Origin of the sequence: Pseudomonas sp. A-1, from assembly GCF_004801855.1 — a bacterium.
Classification (GTDB): Bacteria; Pseudomonadota; Gammaproteobacteria; order Pseudomonadales; family Pseudomonadaceae; genus Geopseudomonas.
In genome coordinates, this window is the sequence record NZ_SSTC01000019.1 from 19,920 (window position 1) to 33,859 (window position 13,940).

Annotated in this window: 16 protein-coding genes; 13 read left to right on the top strand and 3 right to left on the bottom strand. The window is 69.3% G+C overall.

Going from position 1 to position 13,940, the window contains the following annotated elements:
• Positions 1-18 precede the first annotated feature (18 nt).
• From E5198_RS06075 to pdxH, 4 genes are all read left to right on the top strand, one after another.
• Complete coding sequence (locus tag E5198_RS06075) at positions 19-297, top strand: septum formation initiator family protein (RefSeq protein ID WP_136489110.1); 279 nt, start codon at positions 19-21, stop codon at positions 295-297.
• On the top strand, positions 294-1,001 hold the full coding sequence (gene ispD, locus E5198_RS06080) for a 2-C-methyl-D-erythritol 4-phosphate cytidylyltransferase (RefSeq protein ID WP_136489111.1): 708 nt from the start codon (positions 294-296) through the stop codon (positions 999-1,001). The genes E5198_RS06075 and ispD overlap by 4 nt, the downstream gene beginning before the upstream one ends.
• A gap of 189 nt (positions 1,002-1,190) precedes the next feature.
• Positions 1,191-2,033, top strand: coding sequence for an OmpA family protein (locus E5198_RS06085; protein WP_168772486.1), 843 nt, complete (start codon positions 1,191-1,193; stop codon positions 2,031-2,033).
• Positions 2,034-2,120: 87 nt separating this feature from the next.
• A complete protein-coding gene (gene pdxH, locus E5198_RS06090) occupies positions 2,121-2,768 on the top strand; it encodes a pyridoxamine 5'-phosphate oxidase (protein ID WP_136489113.1) in 648 nt (215 codons plus the stop codon).
• A gap of 9 nt (positions 2,769-2,777) precedes the next feature.
• On the opposite strand, the gene E5198_RS06095 is transcribed toward pdxH, so the two are convergent.
• On the bottom strand, positions 2,778-3,017 hold the full coding sequence (locus E5198_RS06095) for a hypothetical protein (protein ID WP_136489114.1): 240 nt from the start codon (positions 3,015-3,017) through the stop codon (positions 2,778-2,780).
• Positions 3,018-3,116: 99 nt separating this feature from the next.
• Between E5198_RS06095 and E5198_RS06100 the strand changes: the two genes are divergently transcribed.
• Positions 3,117-3,578 carry a glycine zipper domain-containing protein gene (locus tag E5198_RS06100; protein ID WP_136489115.1) on the top strand — a complete coding sequence of 154 codons (462 nt, stop codon included), beginning with the start codon at positions 3,117-3,119 and terminating at the stop codon, positions 3,576-3,578.
• A 101-nt stretch (positions 3,579-3,679) separates the two neighbouring features.
• Here the strand turns inward: E5198_RS06100 and E5198_RS06105 are convergent, their stop codons facing one another.
• Positions 3,680-4,342, bottom strand: coding sequence for a COG3650 family protein (locus tag E5198_RS06105; protein ID WP_136489116.1), 663 nt, complete (start codon positions 4,340-4,342; stop codon positions 3,680-3,682).
• A gap of 189 nt (positions 4,343-4,531) precedes the next feature.
• On the opposite strand from E5198_RS06105, the gene ihfB reads away from it, so the two are divergent.
• From ihfB to E5198_RS06120, 3 genes are read left to right on the top strand one after another with little or no spacing between them, the layout of a single operon-like run.
• Positions 4,532-4,816 (top strand): integration host factor subunit beta, encoded by a 285-nt coding sequence (ihfB, locus tag E5198_RS06110; RefSeq protein WP_136489117.1) that lies wholly within the window; start codon positions 4,532-4,534, stop codon positions 4,814-4,816.
• A gap of 43 nt (positions 4,817-4,859) precedes the next feature.
• Positions 4,860-5,165, top strand: a complete 306-nt coding sequence (locus tag E5198_RS06115; RefSeq protein ID WP_168772487.1) for a lipopolysaccharide assembly protein LapA domain-containing protein — start codon at positions 4,860-4,862, stop codon at positions 5,163-5,165.
• A gap of 3 nt (positions 5,166-5,168) precedes the next feature.
• Positions 5,169-6,332, top strand: coding sequence for a tetratricopeptide repeat protein (locus E5198_RS06120; protein WP_136489119.1), 1,164 nt, complete (start codon positions 5,169-5,171; stop codon positions 6,330-6,332).
• Between the two features lie 141 nt (positions 6,333-6,473).
• Here the strand turns inward: E5198_RS06120 and E5198_RS06130 are convergent, their stop codons facing one another.
• Positions 6,474-7,673, bottom strand: coding sequence for a CaiB/BaiF CoA-transferase family protein (locus tag E5198_RS06130; protein ID WP_136489120.1), 1,200 nt, complete (start codon positions 7,671-7,673; stop codon positions 6,474-6,476).
• 154 nt (positions 7,674-7,827) lie between these two features.
• On the opposite strand from E5198_RS06130, the gene E5198_RS06135 reads away from it, so the two are divergent.
• From E5198_RS06135 to E5198_RS06155, 5 genes are all read left to right on the top strand, one after another.
• Complete coding sequence (locus E5198_RS06135; protein WP_136489121.1) at positions 7,828-8,460, top strand: YjfI family protein; 633 nt, start codon at positions 7,828-7,830, stop codon at positions 8,458-8,460.
• The gene (locus E5198_RS06140) at positions 8,457-9,158 is read left to right on the top strand and encodes a PspA/IM30 family protein (RefSeq protein WP_136489122.1); all 702 of its coding nucleotides are present in this window, start codon (positions 8,457-8,459) and stop codon (positions 9,156-9,158) included. The genes E5198_RS06135 and E5198_RS06140 overlap by 4 nt, the downstream gene beginning before the upstream one ends.
• A 72-nt stretch (positions 9,159-9,230) precedes the next feature.
• A complete protein-coding gene (locus E5198_RS06145) occupies positions 9,231-9,869 on the top strand; it encodes an OB-fold-containig protein (protein WP_136489123.1) in 639 nt (212 codons plus the stop codon).
• 27 nt (positions 9,870-9,896) lie between these two features.
• Positions 9,897-11,942: a flotillin family protein gene (locus E5198_RS06150; RefSeq protein WP_136489124.1), complete on the top strand. Its 2,046-nt coding sequence runs from the start codon at positions 9,897-9,899 to the stop codon at positions 11,940-11,942.
• Positions 11,943-12,069: 127 nt separating this feature from the next.
• Positions 12,070-13,940: DNA repair ATPase (locus E5198_RS06155; RefSeq protein ID WP_178084046.1), on the top strand; the 1,871-nt coding region annotated here is incomplete at its 3' end.

Below are 13,940 nucleotides of genomic sequence, written 5' to 3' on the forward strand. Positions count from 1 at the left end.
CACTGAGGGCTGACTCGGATGCAAAGGGCCCACTGGCTGATCGTCGTACTCCTCCTGCTCCTGGGCGGCCTGCAGTACCGTCTCTGGTATGGCGATGGCAGCATCACCCAGAACCGCCAGCTGACTGCGCAGATCGAGGCGCAGAAGGCCGAGAACGAGCAACTGCTCGAGCGCAATCGCATCCTCGAGGCCGAAGTGGTGGAGCTCAAGCGCGGCATGGAAACCGTCGAGGAGCGTGCCCGCCATGAACTCGGCATGCTCAAGGAAGGCGAAACCCTCTACCTGCTGAGCCAATGAGCCTGACTCCTCTCCCCGAATTCTGGGCCGTCATCCCGGCGGCCGGGGTGGGCGCGCGCATGCGCGCCGACCGTCCCAAGCAGTACCTGCGTCTCGGCGAGCGCACGGTGCTGGAGCATACCCTCGACTGTTTCCTCGACCACCCGACCCTCCGGGGGCTGGTGGTGTGCCTGGCGGAGGACGATCCGTACTGGCCGGGCCTGGCCTGTGCCGGCGATCCGCGCATCGCCCGCGCCCCGGGGGGCTGCGAGCGGGCCGACTCGGTGCTCAACGGCCTGCTGCACCTGATGACCCTCGGCGCCCGCGAGGACGACTGGGTGCTGGTCCACGACGCGGCGCGTCCCAACCTGTCGCGCGACGACCTCAACCTGCTGCTCGGCGAGCTGGCCGAGGATCCGGTCGGCGGCCTGCTGGCGGTGCCGGCGCGCGATACCCTCAAGCGCGCCGGCAAGGACGGCCGGGTGCGCGAGACCATCGATCGCAGCGTGATCTGGCAGGCCTATACCCCGCAGATGTTCCGTCTCGGCCAGCTGCACCGCAGCCTGGCCGACGCGCTGGTGTCGCGCGCGAACATCACCGACGAGGCTTCCGCCCTGGAGTGGGCCGGCCATGCGCCGCGGCTGGTCGAGGGGCGCGCCGACAACCTGAAGATCACCCGCCCGGAAGACCTGGAATGGCTGCGTCAGCGCTGGTCCGGGCGCTGAGGCGGACGGCCGGCGTTGTCCGGGTGCCGGCACTGCCTGCCGATTTTCCTGTGCGGCCTATGCTTTACCCTGCGGTCCCCTTCCGAAGGTGGGCGGGGGCTGGCAGGGAGCGCAGGGCATTGCTAGTTTTGCGTCCCCCCGATGGGGCGTGTCCTTGCGGTATTTCGTTCTGTTCAATTGGAATTGATCATGTCTCTCGTGAAACCTGCAGCTTTGTTCGTGTGTGTGGCGCTGGCCGGCTGTGCCGGCAAGACCGATTCGACCGCCTCCGCGCTGAAGGAGGGCGGGGCAAAGCCGGGAGCGGCACAGCAGGTGGCCCAGGCCGACAAGGCCAAGGCGCCGGCGGTCAAGCCGGCCGCTGCCGTGCCTGCCAAGGCGGAAGGCAAGCCCGAGGCGGCCGCGCGCAAGGTCGCCGAGGCACCTGCCGAGAAGGCCGAGAAGAAGCTGGCCGCGGCTGGCAAGGAAGAGAAGGGCGGCTGGTGGCCGTTCGGCGGCAAGGACAAGGCCGAGCAGAAGTCCGCCGAAGATAAGGTGGCGAAGAAGCCCGAAGCCGCCAAGGTCAGCCAGGCCTGGCTGGATGACCACGAGAAGCGCCTGCGCGCCGCCGTGGCGGGCAGCAAGTTCGAGGTCGAGCGGCGTGGCGACGTGCTGGTGGTGGTGGCGCCAGTGGATCCCTCGTTCAACAAGGATCGTCCGCACATGCTGCTGCCGGTGACCCTCGGTCCGCTGACCCGGGTGGCCAAGCTGGTGGAAAGCGACCCGCTCAATGCCGTGCTGGTGCTCGGTCACAGCGATGCCGGCAAGGATGCGGCGCTCGACCGCAAGCTGAGCCTGGAGCGTGCCCAGGCGGTGGCCTCGATCTTCCGCATGAGCGGGCTGCGTAGCGATCGCCTGCTGCTCAAGGGGGTCGGTGCGGACAAGCCGCGGGCGAGCAACGACAGTGCCACCGGCCGCGCGCAGAATCGCCGCATCGAGCTGCTGCTGACCCGCCGCGACAGCCTGTCGGCCGTGCTGGCGCAGGCCAGCCGCTGAGGAATGCGCCGGTCTTGCCGCCGGTCAGTGGCGGCGAGGTCGGCCGGTGGTTAAGTTAGCCATGTTCATTGCCCAAGGAGTTCTGCCATGACCCAGTCGCTTGCCGACATGCGTCGCGACTATACCCGGGATGGTCTGTCCGAGGAGCAGGCGCCGCTGGAACCGTTCGCCCTGTTCCACCGCTGGTTCGCCGAGGCGGTGCAGACCGAGCAACTGCCGGTGGAGGCCAATGCGATGACCCTGGCTACCGTCGATGCCGAGGGGCAGCCGCACTGTCGCGTATTGCTGCTCAAGGCGCTCGATGAGCGCGGTTTCACCTTCTTCACCAACTACGACAGCGCCAAGGGCGAGCAGCTGCTGGGCAATCCGCGCGCCGCCATGACCTTCTTCTGGCCGGCGCTGGAGCGCCAGGTGCGCATCGAGGGGCGGGTGGAGCGGGTGACCGCGGAGGAGTCGGATGCCTACTTCAAGGTCCGCCCGCTGGGCAGCCGGCTGGGTGCCTGGGCCTCGCCGCAGAGTCGGATCATCGACGGTCGTGGCGAACTCGAGCGGCTGCTGGCCGAAACCCAGGCGCGCTTCATGGAGACTGCGCCGCACTGTCCCGAGCACTGGGGCGGCTACCGCCTGCTGCCGGAGCGCATCGAGTTCTGGCAGGGGCGCCCCAGCCGTCTGCATGATCGGCTCAACTATCGCCTCGAACAGGGCGCCTGGGTGCGCGAGCGCCTGGCGCCCTGAACTCCGCTGTCAGCGGGCGGTCGGATATTCGGCGGCGGCCTGCGCCAGCCAGGCTTCCAGCGCCTTGCGCTTGACGCGCCGGGCCTGGGCTTCCTGCAGGCGCTCGAGCATGTAGGCGCGCTTGGCCGGGTCGTCACCGCCGAAGGACAGGGCGAGGTCGCGGTCGGTCCAGCGCCGGATGCGCCTGTACAGCCACCAGTGGAAGTACAGACCGGTTACAGTAGTAATGAAGATGATGAAGTAGTCCATGTCGGGCTCCGTGGAAAGCGTGCCCACCCTAGCCGATCGGGGCGTGGTGGAAAAGCGCCGCCGGAGCCGGTGGGACCACAGGCAACCTGGAGAGCAGTCATGCGTAGATCGGCAGTATTCCTGAGTCTGGCCGTTGCGGCCCTCGCGGCGGGAGGCTGCGCCTCGAACCTGGGGGGCGACGTGTACACCCGCGACGAGGCGCGTGCCGTGCAGACGGTGCGCATGGGGACCATCGTTGCCCTGCGCCCGGTGCGCATCGAGGGGACCAAGACGCCGATCGGCGCCGGCGCTGGCGCCGTGGTCGGCGGTATCGGCGGCAGCACCGTCGGTGGCGGACGCGGCAGCGCGGTCGCGGCGGTGATCGGTGCGGTGGCCGGCGGTCTCATCGGCGCGGCGACCGAGGAGGGTTTTACCCGCACCCAGGGCGTGGAGATCACCGTGCGCGAGGATGACGGCACCATGCGTGCCTACGTGCAGGAAGTTTCCGAGGGCGAGATCTTTCGCGTCGGCGAGCGTGTTCGCGTGCTGACGGTCAACGGCACCAGCCGCGTCGCCCACTGACATCCGCTTTTCCGGACGCCCATGCGGTTTGCGGGCGTTCCCGGCCGCCAGCCGCAGCAGCTCACGCAGCCGCTGCGCGGTTCCTTTCCCTCCCGTGATGCTCAGTCGCGCGCGCCGCCCAGTGCGGCGCAGCCTTCGAGCGGAGCCTCTTTGCCCAGGCGCAGACGTGCCTGCAGGTGGCTGAGGGTGCCGCTCATGCTGTCCTCGCAGCGTCCCGGCGTCAGCCACAGCTCGACGCGCTGGCCGTCCGCTTCGCTGGAAAAGCTCAGGCGACCGTCCGGCAGGCTCTCCTCCAGATAGGGCAGGGCCAGCGGCGCGCTGTCCGGCCGCTCGAGCACCATGCCGCGGGTGGTGACGCGCAGCGACCAGGCCGGCTCGTTGCCGCTGGCGCGCACGACCAGCCGCTTGAAGTCCGCCTCGCCGCACCCCGGGCCCTCGGCCTGCAGCCGGTACAGGCGCTCCACCGCGAACAGGCCGTCGCCGCTCGGGTCGGCGTCCAGCTGGCCGCCGAGATCGGCGAACAGCGGCCGCGCCGGGTCGCCCTGCAGGCGCGCGGCCGCCTCCTCCAGCCCCAACTGAGCGGCATCGAGCAGCAGCAGGTGGCGCTCCTCGCCGCAGGGGCTGAGCATCAGCATCTCGCCGGCACGTACCAGTTCGCCCTGCACGCGCACCGGCTTGGGCTGCGGGGCCTCGGACGTCCACGGCAGCCACTGGCAGCCGGCGAGCAGGGAAGCCAGGCCGAGGGCTGCGGGTGCAATACGCATGTCTAGTCTCCACTCCAGAATGCGCCACACGGTAATCGCCGGCATCGCCGGCCACAAGCCGCCGGCGGGGCCGAACGCGCATTTTCACAATCGCCCGGTGCTGTCAATAGCGTCGGGCTGGCCAAACCCCGCGGACCATGCTAAAACCACTAGGAACTGATCTAGCCGCTTGAAACACAAGGGAAAACCATGACCAAGTCGGAGTTGATCGAACGCATCGTCACCCATCAGGGACAGCTGTCGTCCCGTGATGTCGAGCTGGCCATCAAGACCATGCTGGAGCAGATGGCGCACGCGCTGGCCGCCGGCGACCGCATCGAGATCCGCGGTTTCGGCAGCTTCTCGCTGCACTATCGGGCGCCGCGGGTCGGGCGCAATCCGAAGACCGGCGAGTCGGTCCGTCTGGATGGCAAGTTCGTTCCCCACTTCAAGCCGGGCAAGGAGCTGCGCGACCGGGTCAACGAGCCGAGCTGACCCGGCCGGCGAGGCGCTGCCACTCCCTGTCCGAGGAGTACCCATGTACTGGATCAAACGCATCCTGGTGGCTGTAGCCGCCCTGCTGGTCGCCGCGATTACCCTGGTGTTCATCCTCGAGAACCAGAGCCACGCGCGCCTGCAGTTCATGACCCTGCAGAGCCCCGAACTGCCGGTGGCCTTCTTCGTCGCCCTGGCCTTCATCGCCGGCGGCCTGGCCGGTGTCCTGCTCAGCCTCTACCTGCGTGCCCGCCTCAAGTTCGCCCTGGCGCGCAACCGCAGCGAGCTGGGTCGCTGCCGCAAGGAGCTCGACCGCCTGCGCGAGCAGCTCGCCAGCAAGGACGCCTGAGGCATGCCCGAGCTGCTCTGGCTCGTCCTGTTCATGCTCGCCATCGGCAGCGGCTGGTGGCTCGGTCGACGCGAGCGGCAGCCGCACGTGCAGCGGCGTGGCGCCGCCGCCATCAGCAACAACCACCTGCTCGACGACCAGCCCGACGCCGCCCTGCAGCGTCTGGTCGAGGCGCTGGAGGTCAGTAACGAGACCTTCGAGACCCACCTCGGCGTCGGTCGCCAGTTCCGCCAGCGCGGCGAGCTGGCCAAGGCCACCGAGGTCCATCAGAACCTGCTGACCCGCCCCGAGCTGGGCCGCTCCCAGCAGGAGCGCGCCCAGCTCGAGCTGGCCAACGACTTTCTCTCCGCCGGCGAACTGTCCCGCGCCGAGCCCCTGCTGCAGAACCTGGTCGACAGCGGCGCCGCGGTGCTGCTGCAGGCGTTGCGCAGCCTGCTGCGCATCTACGAGCGTGAGCGCGAATGGGCCAAGGCCATCGAGGTCGGCGCGCGCCTGGCCGGCGAGGACCCGGCGGTGCGGGTGGCCACCGCCCACTATCACTGCGAGCTGGCCGAGCAGCAGTTGCGCCGGCGCGAGGCGCAGGCCGCGCGGCCGCTGCTGCTGCAGGCGCTGCGCGGCGATCCGGGCTGCGTGCGCGCCAGCCTGATCCTCGCCCGCCTCGACTGGCAGGCGGGGCATGCCGATGCGGCCATGCGCCAGCTGCTGCAGGTGGTCGAGCAGGATGCCGAGCTGTTCGCCGAGGCCCTGCCGCCGCTGCTGCAGTACGCGGCCAGCGACGAGGCGCGCCTGCGTCTCGAGCAGGTGCTGGGGCGCATCCTCGAACGCTTCGATGCGCGGCGTGCCGATCCGCTGCAGCTGGCGCTGGCCGACCTGATCGCCCAGCGCGTGGGTAGCGCGGCGGCCATCGAGCACCTGCAGCAGTGCCTGGCCCGCCAGCCGTCGCTGCCGCTGATGCTGCGCCTGCTCGACTACCAGCGCGACAGCGCGCCGGAGGCGTGCCGCGCCCAGCTGTCGCCGCTGCGCGAGGCGCTGGCCAGCCTGCTGGCCAGTGCGCCGCTCTATCGCTGCCACCACTGCGGCTTCCAGTCCCGCCAGCTGTACTGGCAGTGCCCGGCCTGCCACGGCTGGTCGACCATCCGCCGCCAGCTGCGCCCCGGCCTGGCCTAGCAGGCTGTTGAAAAAACGTAGGCGAGGCAGCCGAGGCAAGGCAAAAACGGCCGAAAAAGCGCAGTTTACGTGCTGTAAATGAGCATTTTGAGGCCGTTTTTAACGCAGCATCGGCAACGCAGGTAGTTTTTCAACAGCCTGCTAGATCGCCCCGTCCTGTTTCAGCGCGGTGATGCGCTCCGCGTCGTAGCCCAGGCGCGCGAGGATCGCCGCGGTGTGCTCGCCCAGCTGCGGGCCGATCCACTCGGTGCCGCCGGGCGTCTCCGACAGCTTCGGCACGATGCCGGGCATCCGGAACTCTTTCCCGTCCGGCAGGCGCGCCTTCTGCAGCATGTCGCGGGCGAGGAACTGCGGATCGCCGAACATGTCCTCGGCGCTGTAGATGCGGCTGGCCGGCACCTCGGCCTGCTGCAGCACCGCCAGCACCTCGTCCAGCGGCAGCGACTGCACCCAGCGGTCGATCACCCCGTACAGCTCGTCGCGCCGCGCATCGCGCCCGGCATTGTCGGCCAGGCTCGGGTCGCTGGCGAGGTCGTCGCGGTCGATGGCCAGCATGAAGCGCCGGAAGATGGCATCGCCGTTGGCGCCGATCTGCACGTGCTTGCCGTCCGCGCTGGTATGGATGGAGGAGGGCGTGATGCCGGGCATGATGTTGCCGGTGCGCTCGCGGATGAAGCCGTAGACGTCGAACTCCGGCACCAGGCTCTCCATCATGGCGAACACCGCCTCGTACAACGCCACGTCGACCACCTGGCCCTGGCCGCCGTTGACCTCGCGGTGGCGCAGCGCCATCAACGCGCCTATCACCCCCCACAGCGCGGCGATCGAGTCGCCGATGGAGATGCCGGTGCGCACCGGCGGACGGTCCTCGAAGCCGGTGATGTAGCGCAGCCCGCCCATCGACTCGCCCACCGCGCCGAAGCCCGGCTGGTCCTTCATCGGTCCGGTCTGGCCGAAGCCGGACAGGCGCACCATCACCAGCTTCGGGTTGAGCGCGTGCAGCACCTCCCAGCCGAGACCGAGCTTCTCCAGTACGCCGGGGCGGAAGTTCTCGATGACGATGTCCGCTTCGGTCACCAGCTGCTTGAGGATGGCCTGCGCCTCGGGGTGCTTGAGGTTGAGGGTCAGCGACTGCTTGTTGCGGGCCTGCACGAACCACCACAGCGAGGTGCCCTCGTACAGCTTGCGCCACTTGCGCAGCGGATCGCCGCCGTCGGGCGACTCGATCTTGATCACCTCGGCACCGAACTCGGCGCAGATGCGCGAGGCGAAGGGGCCAGCGATCAGGGTGCCGAGTTCGATGACCTTGAGGCCGGCGAGGGGTTTGGCGGGCAGGGACATGGTGGCTCCGTGGCGGCAAGGGATGGCCAAGCCTAGGCGATTGCGCGCGGCGCGGCGAGGGGCTGGAGCCCATGTGCGCGTTCTGTGCGCGGCTTGGCGAAAATCCCACATGTGAGACATGGCGATCACACATGTGATGCTCTAGCCTCAGGGCATGGACAGCAAATCGTCGGCCTACTACCAGCGTCTGTACCGCCAGCGCCTGCGCGAGCAGGGGCTGGTGAAGAAGGAAGTGTGGATACGGCCCGAGCATGCGGCGCAGCTCGCGGCCATGGAACGCAAACTGCGCCAGCCCGCCAGCGGGCTGGACTCAACGGAGGAGGGGGGTATGCACATGCCCAGGCTATGGACCACCGGCGAGCTGTACGAGGCGCTGGCGAACGTGGAACTGCTGCGCGCCGGACGGGCCAGCATCGAGTTGCTGCAGGGGGCCGACCCCAGCCTGCACCTGACCCTGCACGACTACGGCGACCTGCCGCTGTTCGCTGCGGTGGTCGGCGAGCAGATCCTGGTCGAGGCGCTGCTCTGGCCGCAGGCCGACGTGCGCGATCCGGCCGCCTTCAACGAGGAAGTGCTGCGCACCCACAAGCTGTTCCCGCTCTCCAGCATAGCCCTGGAGACCCTGGCCGACGGCCGCTCCTGCTACCTGATGTTCGGCGCCCTCAGCGCCTCCGCCAGCCTGGCCGACGTGGTCTGCGAGATCGAGACCCTGGCCGACAACGTCATCAGGGCCACCGAGGCCTACGAGGACTTCCTGCTTCCTGCCGTCGAGGAGAGCCGCGCATGAACGTGTGGAGCAAGCTGCTGACCGCCCTGCGCGGCGGCGCCAACGAGGCGGGCGAGGCGCTGGTGGACAGCCAGGCGCTGCGCATCCTCGACCAGGAAATCCGCGACGCCGACCAGGAGCTGCGCCAGTCGCGCGAGGCGCTGGCCGAGATCATGGCCAGGCAGAAGCTGGCCAGCGAGCGGGTGAGCAAGGCCGAGGCCAAGGTCGCCGAGTACGAGCAGTACGCGCTCAAGGCGCTGGCCGCCGACAACGAGACGCTGGCCACCGAGGTGGCGGAGAAGATCGCCACCCTGGAAGCCGAGCTGGCGAGCGATCGCGAGCAGGCCGCGGGTTTCGCCGCCAGCGTCACGCGCCTGCGCCAGGCGGTCAGCCAGGCCGAGGGGCACATCAGGCGGCTCAAGCAGCAGGTCGACACGGTCAAGGCCACCGAGAGCGTGCAGCGCGCGCAGCTGGCGGTGGCCCGTCGCCACGGCGGCTCGCAGGCCAAGCTGCACACCGCGGTGGAATCGCTGGAGCGCATCAAGCAGCGCCAGGCCGAGCGCGCCGCCCGCCTGGAGGCCGAGGCCGAGCTGGCCGCCGAGCAGCCGGAGGCCAGCCTGGAAGGCAAGCTGCGCGCCGCCGGCATCGTCCCCGACAACGGCAGCGCCGCCAGCGTGCTGGCGCGGCTGAAGGACAGGGCGGCGCACGACGCCACCTGACGCTCACGCCCAGCCTCGCCGCGCGCAGTTCCACGCTGCGTGCGGCTCCTACGCTTTCACGGACGGAACACGATGGAACTCTTCCTGCACAGCGCCCTGGCGTTCCCCACCGTGCTGTTCAGCTTCCTGCTTTGCTTGGCGGTGCTCTACTGGCTGGTCGCCGCCCTCGGCATCCTCGAGGTCGACGTGCTCGACGGCGACTTCGGCCCGGACGGCGAGGGCCTCGAGCTGGAAGGTCTGGCCGGCCTGCTGCTCAAGCTGGGCCTGGGCGGCGTGCCGGTGACCCTGGTGCTGACCCTGCTGGTGTTCTTCGCCTGGTTCGCCAGCTACTTCATCGAGCTGCTGCTGTTGCGCCACCTGCCGCTGGGCGTGCTGCGCTATCCGCTGGGCGTGGCGGTGGCAGCACTGGCGCTGCTGCCGGCGGTGCCGCTGACCGGCGTGCTGTGCCGGCCGCTGCGCCGGCTGTTCCGCAAGGTCGAGGCGCCCAGCGCGCGGACCCTGCTCGGTCAGGTGGCGCGGGTGCGCAGCGGCACGGTCACCGCGCAATTCGGCGAGGCCGACCTGGACGACCAGGGCGCCGGACTGATCCTGCGCATCCGCGCCGACGCGGCGCAGGGCTTCAAGCGCGGCGACCGCGTGGTGCTGCTGCAGTACCTGGAGGGCGAGCACGCCTACCGGGTGGTCAGCGAAGACGAATTCAAGGGCCTCTGAGCCGCCCCTCAAGGAGATGAAAACAAAATGATCGAGATTCTGATGCCCTTCCTGATCGGGGTCGGCGTGGTCTTCCTGCTGGTCTTCGGCTTCTTCGTGCTGTTCAAGGCCTTCTACATCAAGGTGCCGCAGGGCACCGCGCTGATCGTCAACGACATGTCCTCGCAGCCCAAGGTGCACTTCACCGGCGCGCTGGTCTACCCGGTGATCTACAAGAAGGAGTTCATGCAGATTTCCCTGATCACCCTGGAGATCGACCGCCGCGGCAAGGACGGCCTGATCTGCCAGGACAACCTGCGCGCCGACATCACCGTGGCCTTCTACCTGCGGGTCAACGAGACCCAGCAGGACGTGCTCAAGGTGGCCAAGGCCATCGGCGCCGAGCGCGCCTCCGACCGCGCGGCGGTCAACGACCTGTTCAACGCCAAGTTCTCCGAGGCGCTGAAGACCGTCGGCAAGCGCTTCGACTTCGTCCAGCTGTTCGAGGAGCGGCAGAACTTCCGCGACCGCATCGTCGAGGTGATCGGCAACGACCTCAACGGCTACGTGCTGGAGGACGTGGCCATCGACTACCTGGAGCAGACGCCGAAGAGTTCGCTGGACCCGACCAACATCCTCGACGCCCAGGGCATCCGCAAGATCACCGAGCTGACCGCGGCGCAGAACGTGATCACCAACGACCTGGAGCGCAACGAGGAGCTGGCGATCAAGAAGAAGAACGTCGAGACCCGCGAGGCGACCCTGGCGCTGGAGCGCCAGCAGGCCGACGCCGAGGCGCGCCAGCAGCGCGAGATCGCCACCATCCGCGCCCGCGAGCAGGCCGAGATCCTCAAGGTGCAGGAGGAGGAGCGGCTCAAGGCCGAGCAGGCGCGCATCCAGACCCAGCAGGAGCTGGATATCCGCGCCGAGAACCACCAGCGCGAAGTCGAGGTGGCGCAGCAGAACCGCCAGCGCGCGGTGGTGATCGAGGAGGAGAAGGTCACCCGTGCCCGCGAGCTGGAGATCGTCGCCCGCGAGCGCGAGGTCGAGCTGCAGCGCATCGAGAAGGAGAAGGCGCTGGAGGAGCAGCGCAAGAACATCGCCAACGTGATCCGCGAGCGGGTGGCGGTGGAGAAGACCGTGGCCCAGGAGGAGGAGCGCATCAAGGAGGTGCGTCAGGTGTCCGAGGCCGAGCGGCTCAAGCAGGTCGCCGTGCTCAACGCCCAGGCCGAGGCCGAGCAGGAGCTGGTGCGCCAGGTCAAGCAGGCCGAGGCCGACGAGACCCGCGCCAAGCACAAGGCGGTGGAAGTCAACGTCATGGCCCAGGCCGAACTGGAGGCGGCGGCCAAGCAGGCCGAGGCCAAGCGCAAGCTCGCCGAGGGCATCGAGGCCGAGCGCGCCGCGCCGGGCCTGGCCGATGCGCGGGTGCGTGAGGTGACCGCGGCAGCCATGGAGAAGGAAGGACTGGCCGACGCGCGGGTGAAGGCCGAGCAACTGATCGCCGAGGCCCGTGGCGAGCAGGAGAAGGGCCTGGCCCAGGCGCGGATCATCGAGGCGCAGGCGGCGGCCAAGGAGAAGGACGGCCTGGCCGAGGCCAGGGTGCTGGAGGAGAGGCTCGGCGCCCAGGCGCGCGGCGAGGAGCAACTGGGCAGCGCCAAGGCCAAGGCCACCAAGGACCTCGGCCTGGCCGAGGCCGAGGTGCTGCTGCAGCGCTTCAACGCCGAGGCCGAGGGCCTGGGCAAGAAGTTCGGCGCGCTCGACGAGCTCAGCGACAGCGCCCGCCAGCACGAGGAATTCCGCATGCAGCTGGAGAAGGACTTCGAGACCTCGATGGCCGGCATCGCCGCCAACCAGGAGATCGCCAGGGAGCAGGCCGAGGTGCTGTCCGCCGCGCTGTCCAAGGCCAAGATCGAGATCGTCGGCGGCGAGGGCGACTTCTTCAACTCCTTCGCCCGCTCGCTGTCGGTGGGCAAGGCCATCGAGGGGGTGGTCGGCAAGAGCCCGGTGGTGCAGGAAGTGCTGGGGCGGCTGATGGCCGGCAAGGGCGCCGAGGCCAGGAACGTGCCGGCGTCGGTCGACAAGACCCCGGCCTGACTGAGCCGGCTCCGCTCCGGGGCCGCATGCCGCCTGTGTAGGAGCGAATTCATTCGCGACCGGTCGCGAATGAATTCGCTCCTACGGAAAGCCCCCACTTCTCGCGCAATCTTCAGGAAGCACAACGATGTCGGATGCCCAGGACGCCAGCCGCGAACAGGACATGGTGGATCAGGCTGTCGCCGAGGGCGGCGCCTACGAGGTGCTGCAGCGCCGGCTGGCCGAGCAGGGCCAGCGCCTGCGCCAGGGCGTCGACGCCCTCAACGCGCAGCGCCTGGCCGAGTTCGGCAGCAGCGAGATGGCGGTGCTTGGCCGGGTGCGCATCCGCACCGAGAACAACTGCATCGCCCGCGACATCGTCCAGGTCGGCGACTGCCTGCTGTTCGGCTACAACGTGTTCCTCGGCCTCAAGCAGGAAACCCGCGTCGAGGACGTGTTCTCCCTGTATCGCCTGAGTCACGCCGAGGAGGGCTATGAGGCCGAGCCGCAGCCGCTGGAGGGCAGCTTTCTCGGTCAGGCCAGCTTCGTGCAGGACTTCCGCGAGCTGTACAGCTACTACAAGAACACCCGCCTGCTGCAGCTGGTGGTGCGCGACGGCAAGCTGCTGGCCAGCTTCCAGATCGGCGAGCGACTCACCGACATCCGCGTGTTCCGCTGGTCGATCGCCGTCGACGGCGGCGAGGTGCGCTACCTCGACAACCGCGGCGAGCGCGACATCGCCCTGCCGGCGCCCTACGACTTCGCCTGGCAGAAGACCACGCGCGAGATGGTGGTCAACGGCCGTCATCCGCACGTCAACATCCTCGACACGGTGTTCGTCGAGACCATCGGCGGCGACCTGACCGTCAAGGTCGAGAACAACACCGAGGACGGCCTGGGCATCTACCGCGAGGCGGTGGTGGACAAGACCCAGTCGCTGGACGACGCACAGATCGAGTTCGCCCGCCTCGGCAGCCTGATCCTGCTCAAGGTGCTGCCGTACCGCGAGGAGCAGTGGCGCTACCTGGTGTTCAACGGCCTGACCCGCCAGGTCGAGCGCATCGACGCCATCGGCCAGGCCTGCGTGCAGCTGCCCGAGGACCACGGCATCGTCTTTCCCGGCGGCTACTACCTGCAGAACGGCGAGTCGCGGACCTTCGAGCAGCCGATGGCCGGCATGCGCTTCAAGCGCGCGGTGCGCTCGCCCAACGGCGAGGACGTGCTGTACATCTTCTACCAGCCGGAGGAGGGCCGCTCGGCGCTGTTCACCTACAACCTGATCGAACGCCAGCTGCACAGCCCGATCTTCGGCCACGGCTACGCGCGCCTGGAGGACGGGCGCATGGTGATCTTCGCCGCCGAGGGCGCCGAGCCGACGCGCATCCACCCCATGCAGATCTGGCAGACGCCGTTCGCCAGCGCCGAGTTCGCCGCCCGCCAGCCGCCGCGCAGCGGCTTCCTCGGCCGCATCGGCAACGCCGAGCTGGTGCGCGGGGTGTCCGAGCTGCGCAACCTGTGCCGCGAGATCGACGCCCGGTCGGTGTCGGTGCAGCGCTACGGCCAGCTGTGCCAGAGCGTGCGCCGCCTGTTCGACGCCTACCACTGGCTGGGCGCCGCCGAACTCGGCGAGCTGGCGCCGCTGCTGCGCGAGATCGCCGCCACCGCCGAGCGGGTGCTCGACGAGTTCGAGAAGGTCGAGAGCATCCGCCAGCAGTCGGTGCGCGCCATGGCCGAGGCCGAGACCCGCCAGCAGGCGCTGCTCGCCGGCCTGCACGTCGACAGCTGGGACGCGGTGGCGGCCTTCGTCGAGGCGCTCAACGCGCTGACCGCCCAGCGCGGCCTGCTGCTGACCATCCGCGACTACCGCTACATCGACGTGGCGCGCATCGACGCCATGGAGGCGGCGCTGCTCGAGGCGCAGGCGCGGGTCGCTGCGGCCACCGCGCGCTTCCTCGCCGGCGAGCGGGCGCTGGCGCCCTACGCCGAGCGCCTGGCCGAGCTGGACGGCGCGGCGCAGCA

Bases quoted from the DNA above. Each gene is read 5' to 3' on its own strand.
- ispD (WP_136489111.1), top strand. From the start codon at position 294: ATGAGCCTGACTCCTCTCCCCGAATTCTGGGCCGTCATCCCGGCGGCC.
- E5198_RS06100 (WP_136489115.1), top strand. From the start codon at position 3,117: ATGCGTAGATCGGCAGTATTCCTGAGTCTGGCCGTTGCGGCCCTCGCG.
- ihfB (WP_136489117.1), top strand. From the start codon at position 4,532: ATGACCAAGTCGGAGTTGATCGAACGCATCGTCACCCATCAGGGACAG.
- E5198_RS06075 (WP_136489110.1), top strand. From the start codon at position 19: ATGCAAAGGGCCCACTGGCTGATCGTCGTACTCCTCCTGCTCCTGGGC.
- E5198_RS06115 (WP_168772487.1), top strand. From the start codon at position 4,860: ATGTACTGGATCAAACGCATCCTGGTGGCTGTAGCCGCCCTGCTGGTC.
- E5198_RS06095 (WP_136489114.1), bottom strand. From the start codon at position 3,017: ATGGACTACTTCATCATCTTCATTACTACTGTAACCGGTCTGTACTTC.
- E5198_RS06145 (WP_136489123.1), top strand. From the start codon at position 9,231: ATGGAACTCTTCCTGCACAGCGCCCTGGCGTTCCCCACCGTGCTGTTC.
- E5198_RS06150 (WP_136489124.1), top strand. From the start codon at position 9,897: ATGATCGAGATTCTGATGCCCTTCCTGATCGGGGTCGGCGTGGTCTTC.
- E5198_RS06130 (WP_136489120.1), bottom strand. From the start codon at position 7,673: ATGTCCCTGCCCGCCAAACCCCTCGCCGGCCTCAAGGTCATCGAACTC.
- E5198_RS06140 (WP_136489122.1), top strand. From the start codon at position 8,457: ATGAACGTGTGGAGCAAGCTGCTGACCGCCCTGCGCGGCGGCGCCAAC.
- E5198_RS06120 (WP_136489119.1), top strand. From the start codon at position 5,169: ATGCCCGAGCTGCTCTGGCTCGTCCTGTTCATGCTCGCCATCGGCAGC.
- E5198_RS06105 (WP_136489116.1), bottom strand. From the start codon at position 4,342: ATGCGTATTGCACCCGCAGCCCTCGGCCTGGCTTCCCTGCTCGCCGGC.
- pdxH (WP_136489113.1), top strand. From the start codon at position 2,121: ATGACCCAGTCGCTTGCCGACATGCGTCGCGACTATACCCGGGATGGT.
- E5198_RS06135 (WP_136489121.1), top strand. From the start codon at position 7,828: ATGGACAGCAAATCGTCGGCCTACTACCAGCGTCTGTACCGCCAGCGC.
- E5198_RS06085 (WP_168772486.1), top strand. From the start codon at position 1,191: ATGTCTCTCGTGAAACCTGCAGCTTTGTTCGTGTGTGTGGCGCTGGCC.